General features: G+C 43.9%; 16 protein-coding genes. 7 read left to right on the plus strand and 9 right to left on the minus strand.

Going from position 1 to position 18,962, the window contains the following annotated elements; genetic code table 11:
* Nucleotides 1-15 precede the first annotated feature (15 nt).
* Nucleotides 16-2,436: an ABC transporter permease gene (locus KXD93_RS07950; protein ID WP_258136454.1), complete on the plus strand. Its 2,421-nt coding sequence runs from the start codon at nucleotides 16-18 to the stop codon at nucleotides 2,434-2,436.
* Nucleotides 2,437-2,529: 93 nt separating this feature from the next.
* Here the strand turns inward: KXD93_RS07950 and KXD93_RS07955 are convergent, their stop codons facing one another.
* Entirely contained in the window at nucleotides 2,530-3,084 is a 555-nt protein-coding gene (locus tag KXD93_RS07955) for a hypothetical protein (protein WP_258136455.1), read from the minus strand.
* A gap of 163 nt (nucleotides 3,085-3,247) precedes the next feature.
* On the opposite strand from KXD93_RS07955, the gene KXD93_RS07960 reads away from it, so the two are divergent.
* Complete coding sequence (locus KXD93_RS07960) at nucleotides 3,248-4,177, plus strand: 2-hydroxyacid dehydrogenase (protein WP_258136456.1); 930 nt, start codon at nucleotides 3,248-3,250, stop codon at nucleotides 4,175-4,177.
* An 84-nt stretch (nucleotides 4,178-4,261) separates the two neighbouring features.
* On the opposite strand, the gene panC is transcribed toward KXD93_RS07960, so the two are convergent.
* Nucleotides 4,262-5,104, minus strand: a complete 843-nt coding sequence (gene panC, locus KXD93_RS07965) for a pantoate--beta-alanine ligase (protein ID WP_258136457.1) — start codon at nucleotides 5,102-5,104, stop codon at nucleotides 4,262-4,264.
* A gap of 156 nt (nucleotides 5,105-5,260) precedes the next feature.
* On the opposite strand from panC, the gene KXD93_RS07970 reads away from it, so the two are divergent.
* The 3 genes from KXD93_RS07970 (at nucleotide 5,261) to glmS (ending at nucleotide 9,590) form a co-directional block, all read left to right on the plus strand.
* Nucleotides 5,261-6,085 (plus strand): glycogen/starch synthase, encoded by an 825-nt coding sequence (locus KXD93_RS07970; RefSeq protein WP_258136459.1) that lies wholly within the window; start codon nucleotides 5,261-5,263, stop codon nucleotides 6,083-6,085.
* Nucleotides 6,086-6,100: 15 nt separating this feature from the next.
* Entirely contained in the window at nucleotides 6,101-7,504 is a 1,404-nt protein-coding gene (locus KXD93_RS07975; RefSeq protein ID WP_258136460.1) for a DUF4270 family protein, read from the plus strand.
* A 250-nt stretch (nucleotides 7,505-7,754) separates the two neighbouring features.
* Entirely contained in the window at nucleotides 7,755-9,590 is a 1,836-nt protein-coding gene (gene glmS, locus KXD93_RS07980) for a glutamine--fructose-6-phosphate transaminase (isomerizing) (RefSeq protein ID WP_258136461.1), read from the plus strand.
* Between the two features lie 133 nt (nucleotides 9,591-9,723).
* Here the strand turns inward: glmS and KXD93_RS07985 are convergent, their stop codons facing one another.
* On the minus strand, nucleotides 9,724-11,223 hold the full coding sequence (locus KXD93_RS07985) for a catalase (protein WP_258136462.1): 1,500 nt from the start codon (nucleotides 11,221-11,223) through the stop codon (nucleotides 9,724-9,726).
* A 205-nt stretch (nucleotides 11,224-11,428) separates the two neighbouring features.
* On the opposite strand from KXD93_RS07985, the gene KXD93_RS07990 reads away from it, so the two are divergent.
* Both KXD93_RS07990 and KXD93_RS07995 read left to right on the plus strand, forming a co-directional pair.
* Nucleotides 11,429-12,364, plus strand: coding sequence for a hydrogen peroxide-inducible genes activator (locus KXD93_RS07990; RefSeq protein ID WP_258136463.1), 936 nt, complete (start codon nucleotides 11,429-11,431; stop codon nucleotides 12,362-12,364).
* Between the two features lie 162 nt (nucleotides 12,365-12,526).
* On the plus strand, nucleotides 12,527-13,165 hold the full coding sequence (locus tag KXD93_RS07995; protein WP_258136464.1) for an MBL fold metallo-hydrolase: 639 nt from the start codon (nucleotides 12,527-12,529) through the stop codon (nucleotides 13,163-13,165).
* Nucleotides 13,166-13,205: 40 nt separating this feature from the next.
* Here KXD93_RS07995 and KXD93_RS08000 read toward each other — a convergent pair whose 3' ends face one another.
* The 6 genes from KXD93_RS08000 to KXD93_RS08025 form a co-directional block, all read right to left on the minus strand.
* Entirely contained in the window at nucleotides 13,206-13,910 is a 705-nt protein-coding gene (locus KXD93_RS08000) for a peptidoglycan DD-metalloendopeptidase family protein (protein ID WP_258136465.1), read from the minus strand.
* Between the two features lie 6 nt (nucleotides 13,911-13,916).
* A complete protein-coding gene (gene rbfA, locus KXD93_RS08005; RefSeq protein ID WP_258136466.1) occupies nucleotides 13,917-14,288 on the minus strand; it encodes a 30S ribosome-binding factor RbfA in 372 nt (123 codons plus the stop codon).
* A 113-nt stretch (nucleotides 14,289-14,401) separates the two neighbouring features.
* A complete protein-coding gene (locus KXD93_RS08010; protein ID WP_258136467.1) occupies nucleotides 14,402-14,770 on the minus strand; it encodes a hypothetical protein in 369 nt (122 codons plus the stop codon).
* A gap of 9 nt (nucleotides 14,771-14,779) precedes the next feature.
* Entirely contained in the window at nucleotides 14,780-16,093 is a 1,314-nt protein-coding gene (locus KXD93_RS08015; RefSeq protein WP_258136468.1) for an FtsX-like permease family protein, read from the minus strand.
* A 160-nt stretch (nucleotides 16,094-16,253) separates the two neighbouring features.
* The gene (locus KXD93_RS08020) at nucleotides 16,254-17,465 is read right to left on the minus strand and encodes a peroxiredoxin family protein (protein WP_258136470.1); all 1,212 of its coding nucleotides are present in this window, start codon (nucleotides 17,463-17,465) and stop codon (nucleotides 16,254-16,256) included.
* A 63-nt stretch (nucleotides 17,466-17,528) separates the two neighbouring features.
* Nucleotides 17,529-18,668, minus strand: coding sequence for an acyl-CoA dehydrogenase (locus KXD93_RS08025; RefSeq protein ID WP_258136471.1), 1,140 nt, complete (start codon nucleotides 18,666-18,668; stop codon nucleotides 17,529-17,531).
* Between the last annotated feature and the right edge of the window lie 294 nt (nucleotides 18,669-18,962).

Raw genomic sequence — 18,962 nt, forward strand, 5'->3', positions numbered from 1 at the left:
CCTAAGCGCTGAATAATGTTTAAAAACATCCTGCTCACAACCCGCCGAACCTTAGTTAAAAATAAGCTTTACTCGTTTGTAAACATTGGCGGATTAACCCTTGGTATTGCTGCTTATATTCTAATCAGCGCATATGTAAATTTTGAGAAAAGCTACGACCGGATGTTTAAGAACGCCGACGGTATTTACCGGGTTGAAAGCAGCTTTTATAAAGACAGACAAATAACCGACGACTGGCCAACAAGCACCAATGGTTATGCTACTGCAATGAAGGCGAATTTCCCTGAAATAGCCTCGATAGTACGCATCAACTGGAATAATTCGGAACGGGTGGTAAGGTATAACGATATCAAATACCGCGAGGAGCATGTTTGTTTTGCCGATACCAACTTTTTCACCTTCTTCGGGTACCCGCTTTTGCAGGGCGATCCAAAAACGGTATTGAAGGATGTTAATACCATTGTTATTTCACAGTCGGCAGCAACCAAATACTTCAGAAACGCTAACCCGATGGGCAAATTTATGGAAGTAAATACACTGAACGGCAGTTTACATTGTATGGTTACCGGTGTGTTTAAAGATGTTCCTCCAAACTCAACCATGCGTTTTAACTTCCTGATCTCGTGGGCATCAACGCCGTTATTTTTTCAGGATTTTTGGTACATCCATGAAAGCTATACATTCCTGAAATTGCGTCCGGGTTCTAATATCCATGCCGTAGAAGCGAAATTTCCTGCCTTAGCGGAACGCTTTAAAACGGGCCCTTCAATGAAGAATCTGAAATGGGCTATTACGCTGGTGCCACTAACCGACATCCATCTTAACCCACCAAAACAATATGAAATTGAAGCGAAGGGTAATCGGGTTGCGGTAAAGTTCCTGGGCATAATTGCCTATGTTATTTTGCTGATTGCCTGTGTAAATTATATCAACCTGTCAACAGCGAAAGCAATTGATCGTTCACGGGAGGTTGGCATTCGCAAGGTAAATGGCGCAAATTCCATGCAGTTGCTGCTGCAGTTTTTGTTCGAGTCGTTTGTTGTCCTCTGTATTTCGTTGCTGATGGCAGGACTGCTGGTGCTTGTCATCGATAAATTATTACCACAGCTTATAAATGGCAATTTCTCATTCGGCTTATTATTCAACAGCCAGCTCTATTTAAAAATAGCAATAGTATTTATCGGGAGTATCCTTATTTCGGGCGTATACCCAGCATTGCTACTCTCGAAATTAAAGCCTGTAAGCGTATTAAAAGGTAAATACAGCTTTTCGAAAAGTGGAGTTATTCTTCGAAAAGGTATGGTTGGCTTCCAGTTTGTTGCTTCTATGGTATTAATAGCCGGAACATTTGCGGTATACCGGCAAATCATTTTCATGACGGGACAACAGCCCGGCACGGCAATCAACCAAACTATCGTAATAAAAGCTCCGGTTAACACGCCAAATTATGCACAAAAGATCCAGAGCTTCAAACAGGTAATGCTGAACAGCCCAGGCATAGCCGGGGTTACTGTATCCGGAGCGGTGCCGGGCAAAGCGGTTGGTGAGTTTTTAGCGAACCGCCGGTTTGGTGCATCGAAAAATGATGAGCTTACCTATGAAATGTTAAAGGTTGATCACGATTTTATAAAAAACTATGATCTGAGGGTAGTAGCCGGGAGGGCATTCGATAAGAGCCGACCTACAGATTCAACCGGGGTTATATTAAATGAAGCCGCAGTCAAGCAATTTGGCTTTGCATCAAACGAGGCGGCCGTAGGCCAGCAGGTGTGGATTGAAACCAATGAAAAGCGACCTAACCTGGTTATCGGCGTTGTAAAAAACTATCACCAGCAATCGCTACAGCAAAAGTATACCGCAGTTATATTATTTATGGACCCGGCGCTTAGCTGGATCCCAACTAATTATTATTCAATTAAGTTTAAAGGCAACAACACCAGTCAAGTTGTGTCAGCCATAAAAAATAACTGGAATAATTATTTCCCAGAATCGTCATTGGACTGGTTTTTCCTTGATGATTTTTACAATCGCCAATACCTGCAGGACGTTCAGTTCGGCAGGTTTTTCCTGGGATTTTCCTCGCTGGCAATATTGATTGCCTGTATGGGTTTATTTGGGCTTACCGCCTATTCTACGTCGCGCAGGATCAAAGAGATCGGTGTGCGCAAGGTATTGGGAGCATCGGTTAGCAATATCGCTTCTGTACTAACCCTTGACGCTGTGAAATTGGTATTGTTATCAGGCTTGCTGGCTTTGCCGATAGCCTATATTTTCATACAAGAGTGGCGAAACAGCTACGCGTTTAAAGCAACATTAACATGGTGGCAGTTTGTTTTGCCCGTTATAGCCTTACTATTTATTTCGATGGCGACCATCAGCTACCTCACAATTAGGGCAGCAAGAGCCAACCCGATAAAATCGTTGAGGGATGAATAGATTGCAGCTCATAGTTGATGGTTCATAGTTCATAGCTATAAAAGGTTTACATGCACTTTTTTCGGCTATGAACCATCAACTATGAACCATCAACTAATCTACAATTATAACAACCGGTTCAACCAGCTGCATCTTCTTTACTGATTCAGCCATGCGTTTGATGAATAAGTAATTTGCAGTACCGCCAATAACCGCACCTACTACTGGCACCAATCTTTCGGCAGTACGGGTACCTAATATCATCAATAGCTTTTCGGCTATACCTTCCATCATGCTTTTGGTTAGTGTTACGCCCGCTTCAACTTTTAATGAAGTTGCTATCATCGACATAAATTCCTCAAACCCTATTTGGTAATGGCCCCTTTTGTAATACATAATGGCCATGGTTACCCTGAATTGTTGGGTGATCAGGTTGATAAAATCTACAGGTACGCCAATTACCATTGTTAATACGCCGCCGGTGCCGGATACTACACCTGAGCCTGCCGCCATGTAGGCGCATTGCTCAATAAACTTATCGATCCCTAGTTTGTCAACCCCGTTTTTTATATTGAGCTGGTTTATCCGATCAAAGATCTGCCTAAAGCCCTGATGCGAAAGCCTGCTTGCCTGCATTTTCATGCTAGCTCCAAATTTTTTAAGTTTCATTTTTATTCTTTCCGGTTTTTAATCCGTGTAGTAAATAACAGACTATAAGCGTGCCAGTTTTATTTAATGCACAAAATGTCATCTTTTATTAATAAACCGTTGCATGAATGTTAATTAACCACGCCATTTTATAATTTTACGGTTTGATATAAACGTTAAGTCTTTGAAAAATAATATTCTTATTGTCGATGATATCCACCCGGTCTTTATGGAAATGGCCGAAGCCAAAGGGTATCATTGCGACTATCAACCCAAAATAACCGCTGCCGAAGCGCTACAAATAATAGGCGATTATGCAGGCCTGGTTATCCGCTCTAAATTCTTATTGAACAGGCAATACCTGGATGCTGCTAAAAACCTGCGCTTTATTTGCCGGGCAGGTGCCGGTATGGATAACATAGATGAGCCATATGCCGCCGAAAAAAATATAACACTGATAAACGCCCCCGAAGGCAATATGGATGCCGTTGGCGAACACGCGGTGGGCTTGCTGCTATCTTTAATGAATAATTTTAACAGGGCAGATGCGGAGATCCGCACCGGGAGCTGGTTGCGCGAAGCTAACCGTGGCTATGAGCTAAAAGGCCGCACGGTAGGTATTATCGGGTACGGGCACATGGGCAGCAGTTTTGCCAAAAAGCTGTCGGGCTTTGGGGTTGATGTTATTGCTTTCGATAAATATAAAACCGGTTTCAGCGACCGATACGCCCGCGAGGTAAGCATGGAGGAAATTGTGAAGCACAGCGATGTGCTGAGCCTGCACGTCCCGCTAACCCGCGAAACGCAATACCTGATCAGCGAAGAATTTTTGTTCCATTTCAGGAAGCCGATATTCTTTATCAATACCTCACGTGGTAAAACTGCACAGGTTAGGGCGGTGCTTAATGCAATAAAACAAGGCAAGATTTTAGGCGCGGGGCTGGATGTGCTGGAGGTAGAGAAGTTTCCGGCACTGGCTGAGCAGGAATGGTTTGAGGAGCTTAAACAATCAGGCAAGGTTATTCTTACACCGCACGTTGCAGGCTGGACATTTGAATCGTACCGGAAAATTAGTGAAGTGATGGGGAGGAAGCTGGAAGTTTTTAGTTCATAGTTGATGGTTCATAGATCATAGTAGCTGCACTTTGTGAATATGAAGCTCCTTGAGTTTAATGCTCCGGCCATGAACCATGAACTATCAACCATGAACCAAAATAACATTATCTATCAACCGCGTCTTCCCTACTTTGGCGGCTACCAGGGCCACTATACTTTTGGTATTTTCCGTTGCAGGGTGCAGCGTATCGCCATCAGCAATGGCAAGGTAATCAAGCTCCACGCCGGGTTCGGAATTGATCATTTTCTCAGCCTCTTGTTTTAATTCGGGGATGTTGTGTTTGTCAAAATTATCTTTGAGCCAGTTAAGTGCTTTTGACAGGACAAGCGCATGCTGCCTGTCTTCCGGTGTTAAGTGGATATTTCTCGAACTCATGGCCAGCCCGTCTGCCTCACGCAGGATAGGACACATCACAAGATTTACCGGCATATTTAACATATCAACCATTTTACTGATGATCAAAAATTGCTGGTAATCCTTTTGGCCGAAGTAAGCCTTGTCGGGATTAACAATATTAAACAGCTTATTTACTACTTGCGTAACTCCCTGGTAATGCCCCGGGCGGAATTCTCCTTCCAGCAAATGCTCGGTTTCGCCAAGATTTAAATGCCATTGTTCATTACCATCATACATCTCATTTACTTCGGGATTGAACAAAATATCACAGCCTGCCTGCTCCAGCATTTTGGTATCGGCCTCAATTGTGCGGGGATATTTTTCTAGGTCTTTTGGGTCGTTAAACTGGGTGGGATTAACAAAAACGCTGCATACAACTATGTCGTTTTGTTGCTTCGCAAGCTCAATAAGCGAGATATGGCCCTGGTGCAGCGCGCCCATAGTAGCTACAAATCCGATGGTTTTGTTTGAGGCTTTTAATTGGTGCAGGTATTCCTGTAATGTTTTCTTAGAAGTAAATGTTTTCAATACAAATGAAATTACATAATTGGGGCAAAGTTGTGTAAATGATTATTATTTACCAAAAGTTACTTGCATAAGTGGTTGCCAGTTCATATAATAATGCTTATATTTGCAAACTCAATTTTTTGGACTTCTTTATATAAATTAAATACTGATATAGTGATGGGTAAATCTAAGCTTTTGTTTATAACTCACGAAATGTCTCCTTTCCTTGAACTCTCAAAAATTTCTGAAATCACACGCCAGCTTCCGCAGGCTATGCAGGAAAAGGGTTACGAAATTCGTATCCTTATGCCGCGTTTTGGAAATATCAATGAGCGTAGGAACAGGTTACACGAGGTGATCCGTTTATCCGGAATGAACATTATCATTAATGATAATGACAATCCGTTGATCATTAAAGTTGCGTCTATCCCTGCTGCACGAATGCAGGTTTATTTTCTGGATAATGAAGAGTACTTTCAGCGTAAGCACGTTTTTAACGATAAGGACGGCAAGTTTTATGCTGACAACGATGAGCGCATGATCTTTTTCTGCAAGGGCGCTTTAGAGACTGTTAAAAAATTAGGCTGGGCTCCTGACGTTATCCATTGCCACGGCTGGATGAGTGCTTTAGTACCTGCTTACTTAAAGACAACCTACAAGGACGATCCGACGTTCAAAAATTCGAAGGTTGTTTATTCAATTTATAAAAACGACTTTACCGAGGCTATGGATGCCGATTTTGCTCAAAAGGCTGTTATGGGCGATATGAGCGAAAAGCATACCGAAGTATACAAACCGGGCACTAACTCGGCCTTATATGCAGGCGCTATTCAATACAGCGATGGAATAGTTTTAGCTGATGAACAAATCGATGAAGATGTGTTAAATAATGTTAAAAACAGCCATAAATCGGTTTTAGAATTCGAATCCACCGCAGATTTCGAAAATTATTACAATTTTTACGACGAAATTGCCAATGAGGAATTGGCACAAGTTGTATAAGCTTTGAGATCATATATGAAATTTTTCCGCTTAGACTTATTAACGTTGTTGATAAGTCTTTTTATTTTGAATAGTTGTAAAAACCAGGATACTGTAGGTTTGGGTGTCGATTCTTCGTCCCAACTTACTGGTAAACTGATTGATACATCAACAATACTTGTAAAGACAGTTTTGGAGGATTCTGTTGTAACCACACAGGCTACAAAAAACCCGCTGGCTTTCTTTACCGATCCGGTTTTTGGGGTGGCAGAATCAAGCCTGGCTGCCAGTTTAAGCCTTCCGGGGGCAGCATCATATTCCCTGCCGTCAGGAACGATAAGCATCGATTCGGTAAGGTTAGTAATGCCCTTTGCTGATGGTTTTTACGGAGATTCAGTGGCATCTAATTATAAGCTGAATGTTTATCAGCTAACAGAAAAATACGACGAAACCAAAAGTTATTATAATACCAAGAAGTGGCAATATAATTCATCAAGTTTACTTGGTTCTTTAACATTTAAGGCCCGTACGCATGATTCTATTAAGATCTATAACATTTTAACCGGTGCACCTGATACCCTTAGGAAGGTGCCCGCGCAGCTAAGGATCCCAATAGATAAAAGCTTTATTATTTCGAACTTTTTTAACGCCAGTAACGCTACACTTTCTTCCAATACGGTTTTCCAAACATTGGTTAAAGGGCTTTATATAACGCTTGATAAGAATCAAACTACCGGCCCCGGAGGCGCCTTTATGTTTACAAAAGGCGACACCGTTGCTATTTATTGCAAAATAAATAACGGTACCACTATTGATACCACACAGGTTAAACTCCCGATAACCGGGTTAGCAGCAAACATCACACATACTTATTCAACAACGATAAATGCTGCGTTGAATAGTACAGCAAATACTTCCAGCACATTTTATTTGCAAGGGCTTGCCAGCTTGCGGGCCAAAATAAGCTTCCCTAACCTGTTGGTCAACCTGCGGAATAATTTATTGAAGAAAGACAGCGATCTCGTACTTAACCGTGCAGAACTGGTAATAACACCCACCGTTGGATCAACCGGCCAGTATCGCACAATACCGCGGATCACTATGTATCAGCTGGACATAGCGCATCAGCGAACAAACATCCAGGATGGTTCAACCAGCGATCCACGTTCAGGCGGCGCATCCGTTTTCGGTGGATTTTTTAGCACCGTGACTAAAAGCTATCACTTCATCCTGACTGCTTATATGCAGGACCTATTGCTTAAAAAGACAGTTGATTACGGCACTTATATAGCCCCTATCGATACAACAAGCAATACGGCAGTGCAAATTACAGCTACGCCTGCCGTTGCGGCGCGTACATCTGCTGTGGGCACAGATAACTCATCGGCCTATAAAATAAAGCTGAATGTTATCTACACTAAAATTAAAAAAGGACAATAGTCTTTAACATAACTCGCTTGAAAGCCCGAAAAATGTATCAACTGCATTCTTCGGGCTTTTTGTTTAAGGGATAGCCGCAAATCGTTATGCGGCGTTAGAAATCTTTTTTTGATAGCCTTTACGCCATAGTTCGCGAAGTCTGCTTACTTTTTAAAAAAATTTATTATTGGCCCTGCGCCAACATCCCTACCCTTTAATCGTTTATGTTGTTAGTTTTGCCCCTGTTAAACATTAACAATAGTAGCTATTTATGTGTGGAATTGTTGGATATATAGGTTTCAGAGATGCCTATCCCATTGTTATAAAAGGCCTTCACAGGCTGGAATACCGCGGTTACGACAGCGCCGGTGTTTCGTTATTTGATAAAGAACTGAAAGTTTATAAAAAAGCCGGAAAGGTTAGCGACCTGGAAGATTTCGTAAAGGGTGTTGATACCGGTGGCACCATTGGTATGGGCCATACCCGTTGGGCAACCCACGGCGCCCCAAGCGACAGGAACTCGCATCCACATGCATCCGGCAACCGTAAGCTTACTATTATCCACAACGGGATAATTGAAAATTATGGTATTATCAAGGAAACGCTTATTAACAAAGGCCACGTTTTCAAAAGCGATACCGATACTGAAGTTTTAATTCACCTGGTTGAGGACATTCAAAACGAGACAGGTCTTGACCTGCGTGAGGCGGTTAGAGTTGCCTTAAACAAAGTGATAGGCGCCTATGCTATTGTAATCATGAGTGCAGACGAGCCTGATCTGCTGATTGCCGCCCGTAAGGGAAGCCCCATGGTGATTGGTGTTGGTAAAGGCGAATACTTTATTGCATCGGATGCTACGCCCATTGTAGAGTATACCAAAAATGTGATCTACCTGAATGATAATGAAGTTGCTTATATCAGCCGGGAAGATTTGCTGATAAAGAATATCGATAACACTGTACAAACCCCATATATCCAGGAGCTCGACCTAAAGCTGGAGGCGCTTGAAAAGGGCGGCTTCGACCACTTTATGCTGAAGGAGATCTATGAACAGCCACGCTCCATTCGCGATTGTATGCGCGGAAGGATCTATCCCCAAAAAGGCAAAGTTCAGTTAGGCGGAATAAAGGAATATACCGAAAAATTGAAAAACATCGACCGCATAATTATAGTGGCATGTGGCACCTCCTGGCATGCAGGTTTGGTCGGTGAGTATTTAATAGAGGAATATGCTCGTGTACCCGTTGAGGTCGAGTACGCCTCTGAATTCAGGTACCGTAACCCGATTATTACTGAAAAGGACCTGGTTATAGCTATTTCACAATCGGGCGAAACAGCCGATACCATGGCAGCCATTGAGCTTGCAAAGGAGAAGGGGGCTACCATATTTGGTGTTTGTAATGTTGTCGGCGCATCTATTCCGCGCACTACCGATGCAGGGGTTTATACTCACGCCGGGCCTGAAATTGGAGTGGCATCAACCAAAGCTTTTACCGCACAGGTAACCGTTTTAACGCTGATGGCATTTTACATAGCCCAGCAGCGTGGTAAGATCACCGAAAGTAAAATGGTCCAGCTTTTAACCCAGCTGAATGAGATCCCGGAACTGGTTGAGCAGGCCTTGAAGTCAAATGACCACATTAAGGAAATAGCCGAGAAGTTTAAGGACTCTACCAACTGCCTGTTTTTAGGCAGAGGGAGCTCGTTCCCGGTGGCCCTTGAGGGTGCACTGAAGTTAAAGGAGATCTCGTACATCCATGCCGAAGGCTACCCTGCTGCTGAAATGAAGCACGGCCCTATAGCCCTGATTGACGATGATATGCCCGTGGTATTTATTGCAACCAAGGATTCATCATACGGAAAAGTGATCAGTAATATACAGGAGGTAAAGGCGCGTAAGGGCCATGTAATAGCCATCGTTACCGAGGGCGACACCGAAGTGAAGAGCATGGCTGATTTCGTAATTGAGATCCCTCAAACAGACGAAGCGTTTGTTCCCTTACTGGCAACAATACCCTTACAGTTGCTGGCTTACCACATTGCCGTATTACGTGGCTGTAACGTTGATCAGCCAAGAAACCTGGCGAAATCGGTAACGGTGGAGTAGTGTAGGAGTTCTAAGTCTTGAGTTCTAAGTCTTGAGTCAAAAAATAAAGTATACAAAAAGCCGGATAGTTAGCAAATTTATCCGGCTTTACTTTTTAAGACTATTGACTGAAGACTCTCGACTTCAGACTACCTCACATATGCGCTGCCATTGATCCCATGGCTGCATCCATATCAAGTTGCAAACCCTTGGCTATTGCCATTCCCAGGCCAATATCGGCGCGGAACCAGTGGCATAGCTGCCTGTTTACTATCAGGTCCTTTTTAGGGCCGTCAATGCCGCTCATGGAGTTTACGATGTTTGTGACCAGGTCGTGTTTAGCCTCATCGGTCATCAGGCGGTACAGGTCACCAGGCTGCGTGTAGTGATCATTTTCACCCTCTGCATTGCGGTCGTACCAATCGGCTACGCCTGTTCCTAAATCCCATGATGGTTCCTTGTAGGCCGGATCAGCAACAATATCATCAAAGCTGTTGGGGAAATAGTTGGGAGCCGAACCCTGGTTGCCGTCAACGCGCATCTGGCCATCACGTTCGTAGTTATTTACAGCGAACGGACACCTGTTTACAGGGATCTGCTCGTAATTACCGCCTAAACGGTGACGGTGTGCATCAGGATACGATAACAAGCGGCCCTGTAACATCTTATCGGGCGAATAGCCTATTCCATCAACAACATGTGCAGGCGCAAAGGCTGATTGCTCTACGTGTGCGAAATAGTTATCCGGGTTTTTGTTGAGTTCCAGAACACCTACATCAATCAAAGGGAAATCGCCGTGCGGCCATACCTTGGTCAAGTCGAACGGATTCCATTTATAGGTTTTGGCCTGTTCCTCGGTCATTACCTGGATCTTTAATTTCCATTTTGGGAAATTGCCGCTATCAATATGAGTTAACAGATCGTGCTGAGCAAAGTCAGGGTTCTTACCACGCATTTCGCCGGCTTCACTATCTGTAAAGTTCTTAATTCCCTGCTCGGTTTTAAAATGGAACTTTACCCAATGCCTTTCATTGTTTGCATTGATCATACTAAAGGTATGGCTGCCGAAGCCGTCCATGTGGCGATAGCCGTAAGGAGTACCACGATCGCTCATCAGGATGGTTACCTGGTGCAGGCTCTCCGGGTTTAACGACCAGAAATCCCACATCATGGTTGGGCTTTTGCAATTGGTATATGGATCGCGCTTTTGGGTATGGATAAAATCGCTGAACTTTTTAGGGTCCTTCACAAAAAATACAGGGGTATTATTGCCTACCAGGTCCCAGTTGCCCTCTTCGGTATAAAACTTCAGAGCAAAGCCCCTTGGGTCGCGTTCTGTATCGGCAGAACCCTTTTCGCCTCCTACGGTTGAAAAGCGCAGAAAGGTTTTTGTTTCCTTGCCAATGGTATTAAATAATTTGGCACGGGTGTATTTTGAAATATCGTGAGTAACGGTAAAAGTGCCGTAAGCACCCGACCCCTTAGCGTGTACTACACGTTCAGGAATACGCTCACGGTTAAAGTGCGCCATCTTTTCATGCAGGATAAAATCCTGTAATAATATAGGGCCACGTGGCCCAACGGTCATGGAGTTTTCGTTCTCGGCATACGGGATGCCCGATGCGGTGGTTAGCTTTTTTTTATTGGTTTCCATATCAGCGTAGTTTTATAATATTCAAACTTCACGATAATAATTCAATAGAAAAAATCAATAATTACTATATTTGAATAGAGAAAAACTATATTGATTTAGAGTCAAGATACAAGAAAGCGAGAATCAAGATAGAAAACACTTGATATTCATTATTTTTCCTGGCTCTTGATTCTTGACTTCCTGGTTCCCTCTAAAACATATAAGTATGACCATTACCCAATTAGAATATATCGTTGCTGTTGACACCTACCGTAGTTTTGTAGCGGCGGCAGATAAATGTTTTGTTACCCAGCCAACTCTTAGTATGCAGGTGCAAAAGCTGGAAGATACCCTCGGCGTAAAGATCTTTGACCGCAGTAAGCAGCCGGTTACACCTACCGAGATTGGCATAGAGATCATCACACAGGCGCGCATCCTGCTTTCAGAAAGCGAAAAGATAAAAGAGATCATTACCGACAGGCAAAAGGAGTTATCAGGGGAACTAAAAGTGGGCATCATACCAACCATTGCACCTTATATCCTGCCAAAAATACTACATGGCTTTATTGAGAAATATCCCCAGGTGAAACTCATAGTTTGGGAACAAACCACCGAGCAGATCATTGACCAGCTAAAGTTAGGGATGATCGACTGCGGTATCCTTTCAACCCCGCTGCACGAGAGTAACCTTACAGAGCTGCCCGTGTTTTACGAGAACTTTGTGGCTTACGTATCCAAAAACAGCAAGCTCTCTAAAAAGAAAACCATTGTGCCCGATGATATTGATATGGAGGAGATATGGATCCTGAACGAGGGCCACTGCATGCGCGAACAGGTTTTAAACATTTGCCAGCGCCGCAAGGCCACCCAGGGCTTTAAACATTTTGAATACAATACAGGCAGTGTTGAAACGCTGAAGCGCATGGTTGATCAAAACAACGGTGCCACTATTTTGCCCGAACTTGCCCTGTCAGACCTTACCGACAAACAACTGGATAAGGTGCGGTATTTTAAATCGCCGGAGCCTGCACGGGAGGTAAGCATCGTGATACAGCGTAATTTTTTGAAGCGCCGGATGATTGAGGCCCTGAGGAACGAGATCCTTGAGTTTTTGCCTAAACGAATGAAGAGCAAGAAGAAAAAGGAGGTGATGGAGATATGAGGGGAGTCCGGGAGTCCGGAAGATGTTGATTGAGTTGATTAAGTTAGATTGGGTTGATTAAGTTAATTTGTTAACCGGAATAGGTTTTTTTCTCAGCAAAAAGTTTCTTCCACACTTTACTGGCTTTCCCGACTTTCGGACTACAATCCTTACCTTTGCTCCATGGCCAAGGTTCAATTTTTTGTAAACAATCCGTACCAGGAAAATACATACATAGTCTACGATGAAACGGGCGAGTGCGCCATCATCGATCCCGGCATGGAAACTGCATCCGAACAAAATGTGGTGGTGAATTTCATCCGCAAGAATAATTTAAAACCTGTTTTGCTGCTAAACACCCATTGCCATATCGACCACGTGCTGGGCAATAAATTTATTTTCGATCAGTACGGATTAAAGCCGCGTTTCCATGAGGGTGAGCTGCCCGTGCTGGACGCCATCCCTGGCTATGCACCCGCAATGGGGATCAGGTATGAGCTGTCGCCCTTGCCTGACGAATACCTGCCCGAAACAGGCACCGTAACGTTTGGCAATACCACACTGCATTTAATATTTGCGCCCGGCCATTCGCCCGCACATTTATGTTTTTACGATAAGGAATCTAACATGCTGATAGGCGGAGATGTACTGTTCAGGGGCAGCATAGGCCGCAGCGACCTGCCCGGTGGAAACTTTACCCAGCTGATAGACAATATCGAACAAAAACTACTTTTACTGCCGGATGATTGCATTGTCTATCCAGGGCATGGGCCGGATACTACTATAGGGTATGAGAAAGTGACCAACCCTTTTCTGAACTAACCAGCTGTGTCGCCTGTAACAAAGGAAGTATTGTAACTTGTTACCCATTCATCGCATCCGCAAACTTCAATATCAATTGCGGATCAGGAGTGTTTTTTTGATAGATTTCCTTTTCGGAGAACCTGCATACGCCGGGGAAATCGCCCTGCTTTCCCTGCATATCAAACATCAGTTGAAAGTGCAGGTGAGGGGGCCAGTGACCGTTAACTTCCATATCGCCAAAGCTGCCCATTTTTTCATTTTTGCTGATGGACTTGCCGACGTATAATCCATCCAAACTTGCACGACTTAGATGGCCATACAGGCTATAAAGTGTCAAGTCATCCAGCTGATGTTGGAGAATGATAGTTGGACCATAATCGCCAAAGTTATCATTATCATGAAAGCTGTGGACGGTAGCATCCAAAGGCGAATAAACAGGGGTGCCTGCTTTTGCCCAGATATCAACGCCTAAGTGTAAGCGGCGCGGTTCGTCTTCGGTATCAAAGTGGGCACTGCGGGCGTATATGGTGCGGTGTTCCATGTAACCACCTATGCCGTACCTGCAATTATTATCGCTAAGTTTTTTGTTGATCCAGTTGCTGAATCTTGCCGTATCTGAAAAGGTATCGGCATCAAGCTCCGTATTCGAGGCAGTAAGGTCGAAATGATAAAGGCAATCTGCATCAGCATTATAATCCACCACCTTACCTACGTTTCCGGGATTGGCAGTAAAATAAGCAGCTAACCGGGCAGCGGCATCCATAGTGTGTTATTCGGTTTCCGGTTGCCTGTCTTCCTTGCTGATCTTATCAAAGATCTTGTCCATCCGCTCAACGTATTCGCTGGTATCATCCACAAAAAATTCCAACTGAGGGATTATCCTTACCTGGTCCTTTATGCGTGCACCCAGCTTATACCTGATCTCGGAGGCGTGCAATTTAATGGTTTGCAGGGCCAGTTGCGTGTTCGTATTGTTAAAGAAGCTTAAAAAGATCCGGGCAATGGCCAAATCGGGCGTAACACGTACTTTGGTTATGGTAATAAGTGTATTCGGCAGGTAATTGATTCCCTCGCGCTGAAATATTGCTGCAAGGTCCTCCTGTATTACTCCCGCAAATTTTTGCTGACGTTTTGATTCCATGTTATCTAAGCCTGAAAGGTAAAAGCAGAAAGCTAAAAGCCAACAACTATCCTTGTAAATTATTATATTATTATCCCGCGTCCAACTAATCTCTAATCACCAGTTTCTAATCTCTATTTGCACAAATCCTGCGGGATCTCCTTTGTTATTTTAATTAACTTCTTCACCACAAGGGTGCTATCGTATTCCGAGCCAAGGCCCTCTTTGTTGGAGTGGATCTTTACCCCCTCTACTTCAACATAAACGGGCTCATAAGGTTTTTCAAAGTTTAACTGCGAGTATTGTAGTTCCAGTTGTTTGGAGCTGTCGGTAACCCAAAACTCACGGCCGCTGTCGCAATCCTTAAACGATTTTACTTCGGGGCCAAAGCTGTACACCCCCTTAAAAACAACAGGATGCTCCTTGTCGCCACCGCCATTGCATGAACATGCGGCAACAACAATCCAAACCAATATTAAATATTTTACAGCCCTCAAATACATTCAATAAAATTACAAATCCTGTTTAATATCACTCAGCCCCTTGATGCTCAAACGCGCACTAATGCCCGATGCAATTACCGCAATAGCGCCCACTGTTAAAAACACCAGCACAAAATCCCTGGCCAGCAGTGCAATAGGGTAGGCATCAATCAGCGAATTGGCGCTGCCCATTTTTACAAAGCCATAATGCTGCTGCAATATACAAAATACCAACCCTAAAAAAACACCGGCAATGCAACCAATTATTGATATCATCATCCCCTCAAAAAAGAAGATTCCCTGTATAAGCTGCTTGTTTGCGCCAAGGCTGGTTAATATAGCAATATCCTTTCGTTTATCCATAACCAGCATGGTTAACGAACCTATTATATTAAATATTGCAATAATAAGTACAAATACCAGCATCATGAAAATAAACCAGCGTTCGTAGTTCAATGTTTTATACAATTCGGCATTTTGCTGACTGCGGTTTTTTACCGTAAAATCGCCACCTATTTTATTTTGGATGGCTACCTGCATGGCCTGGATGTTGGTCCCCTTTTTAAACCTGAGCTCAAGCGACGACACATTTACCGGCTGATTGAGCAGATCGCGGGCAAAATCAAGCGAGGTGATCATCAGGTCGTCAAACTCCTGCCCCAATGCAAACACCCCTGATGGGTTAATGGAGCGCACGTTGAATTCGTCGAGCTCAGTTGTGCTGTTGCCTGCATTACGGTTTGGCGAATAAATCTCTATGGGTGTAAGCTGGTCGCGCACGCTTATACTCAAGCTTGCCTGCACCTGCGAGCCTATCACTGCAAAATCGTGCCCCTCATGCTTCAATGTGAACGATCCCGTTTGAATGATGCTGTCGAGGTCGCCCTTCTTCATAAAGTCGTCGCTAACGCCCTTTATTGTGCCGATGAAGGGTTTGCCTCCATATTTTATCAGCACCTTCTCCTGCAATACGCTGGCGAACGAAAACACCTTTGGGTCTTTCTTAAGCGAATTGAAATAAACGGTATTTGGATTGAACGTTTTACCGAGGCGCGGTTCAATTTTTAGTTCGGGCGTAAAGTTGCTGTATAGCGATAGGATAACCTCCTCGAAGCCATTAAACACCGACAAAATAATAATGAGCGCCGCACTGCCAATTAATACCCCGACCATAGAGATGCCCGAAATAATATTGATGGCATGCATCTTCTTACGTGAGAATAAATACCGTTTGGCTATGTAGATGGATGTGTTCAATGCTGAGTTTTGAGTTAATGAGCCCGTGATTTGCACGAACGTCAATAACGCCTTAAAGGTAATGGCTTTTTGCCAATATTTATACAACAGGCTTCAAGACAAGGCACATTCCTCAAATCCGAAACGACATAGCCCTCTTGAGCGCCACTCAAAAAAAATTCAATAGAGAAAAATCGAACATCCGAACGGCGTAGCCCTCTTGAATGCCTTTGAAAATAATCGTCCTATGAAAAATTCCGAAATTCCCCTATTTTTCCGCCAGCAAATCCTCCGTCAGCTTATCAAATTCAACTGCAAACTCGGTGTAATGGTCACCTGTTCCCGGGCCGTTAAAGCCGGTGTGGATCTTGCGTACATTCCCTTTTTTGTCGATGATGATGGTGGTAGGGAAGCCTTTGAAATCAGCCAATGCAGGGAGGCTTTTCATCGGGTCGCCTTTTGACGGGGTAAAGCCGGTGATCAGCAGCGGGTAAGGCACGTTAAAATGATCCTTTAGCTGCGCAACGGTTTTCTGTGATTTCTTGAAATCGGTTGTGCGTTCGTAAGCCAGGCCGATAACCTCAACTCCCTTCGCATGGTATTTTTTGTAATAACCGCTGTTGATAAAAAAGTTGGTTTCGTCCATACAATTAGGGCACCACGAGCCGAGGATCTGTACAATAACTACCTTATTTTTAAAGCGGGCGTCGCTCAACGATACCTTGTGTCCGTTGATATCGGGAAAGCTGAATTCGATCTTCTTATATCCCGGTTTTAATACGGTTAAGGAATAAGCGTCTGGTAATTTGGCGTTAGGATCGTTTACAGCGTTCCACTTGTCGAAGCCCGAATAGCCCGAATACATCTCGCCATTGCTGATGATCTTCCCGCTGTTGATTTTAGCGGTAAATAAGAAAGCGTGGCAACCGTCAAAGCAGGAAAGGTAAAGCTGATCGCCTGAAACAGTTCCTTCCAGGTAGCGGTAATCGCCGGTGGTACTTAAAAATGTCCCTGTAAGCTTATTGCCATCCTGTTTAAATTCGCCAACCAGTTCATCACGACCGGGCGTACCATCGCCAAAAATGGCTGCCCAGCGACCTGTGATATCATAAGCCGGTTTTTCCGGATCTTTCAAAAATCGCCATGAAATATTTGGAACAGCAGCGAACGGGAGGGCAGAGTCGTGATCGCCCAGGTGCCTGATCCAGTTACCTGTTAAGTTATCCCCCTCAAGTTTTAGTCTGAATTCGGAATCAAACAAAGGCATCTTGATAAAAACAGAATCGCCATAAGTTTTTACATCCGGCACCTTATAGTGTTCAGTGCCGTTTATGATGGCTATTTGCTGCTTGCCCGCAACATCGCTCACCTCAAAGTTAAAAGGCAGCTCATGACCCGATGACGTTTTTAAGGTGCCGCGCCAAATACCTGTTTTTAGTTTGGTTTGGGCAGATGCTGAACCAATTATAGTTAAACTCAATAAAATTGATAGGATGAGTCGTGATTTTTTTAACATACCCAAACCTATAAAATTTTTATCAAATTATTTCAGCACTTCTCTTGATATTACAATCCGCTGAATTTCGGAAGTACCCTCATAGATCTGGGTAATTTTGGCATCGCGCATTAACCGCTCTACATGGTATTCCTTTACAAAACCGTAGCCACCGTGAATTTGCACGGCCTCAACGGTTGTGCGCATGGCAACTTCACTTGCATAAAGCTTTGCCATTGAGCTTGCTTGAGCGTAAGGCAATCCCTGGTCCTTTAACCACGCTGCTTTAAGGCATAATAAGCGCGCGGCTTCAATTTCGGTGGCCATGTCAGCCAGTTTAAATTGTGTAGCCTGTAAGTCGGCGATGGTTTTTCCAAAAGCCTTGCGTTCCTTTGAGTAGTTAAGCGCCAGTTCATAGGCTCCTGATGCGATGCCCAGCGCCTGGGCAGCAATCCCTATGCGACCACCCTCCAGTGTGTTCATGGCAAATTTAAACCCGAAGCCGTCCTCGCCAATTCTGTTTTCCTTTGGCACCTTAACATCGGTAAACATCAGTGAGTGCGTGTCAGAGCCACGGATGCCCAGCTTATTTTCCTTTGTGCCTACCTTAAAGCCGTCCATATCGCGTTCAACTATTAAGGCGTTAATGCCATTGTGCCGTTTTTCGGGGTGGGTTTGCGCCATAACCAGGTAGGTGGATGCAGAGTTGCCATTGGTGATCCAGTTTTTAACGCCATTAAGCAGGTAATAATCGCCCATATCAACGGCGGTTGTTCGTTGCGAGGTGGCGTCCGAACCTGCTTCCGGCTCAGATAAACAAAATGCGCCTAACTTTTCACCTTTTGCCAATGGCACCAGGTATTTTTGCTTTTGAGCTTCACTTCCGTATTTTTCGAGCCCGTAACATACCAGCGAGTTATTTACAGAAACCACCACGGATGCCGAGGCATCAATTTTTGATAGTTCCTCCATAGCCAGCACGTATGAGATAGCGTCCATGCCGCTGCCGCCATAGTCGGGTGATACCATCATGCCTAAAAAGCCAAGCTCACCAAGCATTTTTACCTGCTCGGTTGGGAATTTCTGGTGTTCATCACGTTCTATCACGCCGGGCTTAAGTTCAGTTTGAGCGAAATCCCGCGCTGCCTGGCGGATCATTAATTGTTCTTCGGTTAGTTCAAAATACATGGGCTATCTGGTTCTGGCCTCAAAAATAATATTATGCATGCATAGTAAAAAATATAAACAAAAAAAAGAGAGCTCTGTTGAAGCTCCCTTTCCCCTAATTAATTTAAACTATTGATTAAACCCAAAACAAAGAACAAAAAACCTCAGCTTGGGCGTCTGAGAATTCAAAAACAATTATTTTTCACAGGTAGATGTTTTATCGTTTTTTCACAGATTGTATGCAGGGCTGCCCAACTGATAGCAAATGTTAAGCCATAAATTCATAAATTTTTCATCTAATAAGTTTGTTAAAGA

It is taken from the genome of Mucilaginibacter phenanthrenivorans (assembly GCF_024721155.1).
GTDB lineage: Bacteria > Bacteroidota > Bacteroidia > Sphingobacteriales > Sphingobacteriaceae > Mucilaginibacter > Mucilaginibacter phenanthrenivorans.

Excerpts from the sequence above, each read along its gene's own strand:
- KXD93_RS07950 (WP_258136454.1), top strand. The coding sequence starts at position 16 with ATGTTTAAAAACATCCTGCTCACAACCCGCCGAACCTTAGTTAAAAAT.
- KXD93_RS07955 (WP_258136455.1), bottom strand. The coding sequence starts at position 3,084 with ATGAAACTTAAAAAATTTGGAGCTAGCATGAAAATGCAGGCAAGCAGG.
- KXD93_RS07970 (WP_258136459.1), top strand. The coding sequence starts at position 5,261 with ATGGGTAAATCTAAGCTTTTGTTTATAACTCACGAAATGTCTCCTTTC.
- KXD93_RS07975 (WP_258136460.1), top strand. The coding sequence starts at position 6,101 with ATGAAATTTTTCCGCTTAGACTTATTAACGTTGTTGATAAGTCTTTTT.
- glmS (WP_258136461.1), top strand. The coding sequence starts at position 7,755 with ATGTGTGGAATTGTTGGATATATAGGTTTCAGAGATGCCTATCCCATT.
- KXD93_RS07985 (WP_258136462.1), bottom strand. The coding sequence starts at position 11,223 with ATGGAAACCAATAAAAAAAAGCTAACCACCGCATCGGGCATCCCGTAT.
- KXD93_RS07990 (WP_258136463.1), top strand. The coding sequence starts at position 11,429 with ATGACCATTACCCAATTAGAATATATCGTTGCTGTTGACACCTACCGT.
- KXD93_RS07995 (WP_258136464.1), top strand. The coding sequence starts at position 12,527 with ATGGCCAAGGTTCAATTTTTTGTAAACAATCCGTACCAGGAAAATACA.
- KXD93_RS08000 (WP_258136465.1), bottom strand. The coding sequence starts at position 13,910 with ATGGATGCCGCTGCCCGGTTAGCTGCTTATTTTACTGCCAATCCCGGA.
- rbfA (WP_258136466.1), bottom strand. The coding sequence starts at position 14,288 with ATGGAATCAAAACGTCAGCAAAAATTTGCGGGAGTAATACAGGAGGAC.
- KXD93_RS08010 (WP_258136467.1), bottom strand. The coding sequence starts at position 14,770 with ATGTATTTGAGGGCTGTAAAATATTTAATATTGGTTTGGATTGTTGTT.
- KXD93_RS08025 (WP_258136471.1), bottom strand. The coding sequence starts at position 18,668 with ATGTATTTTGAACTAACCGAAGAACAATTAATGATCCGCCAGGCAGCG.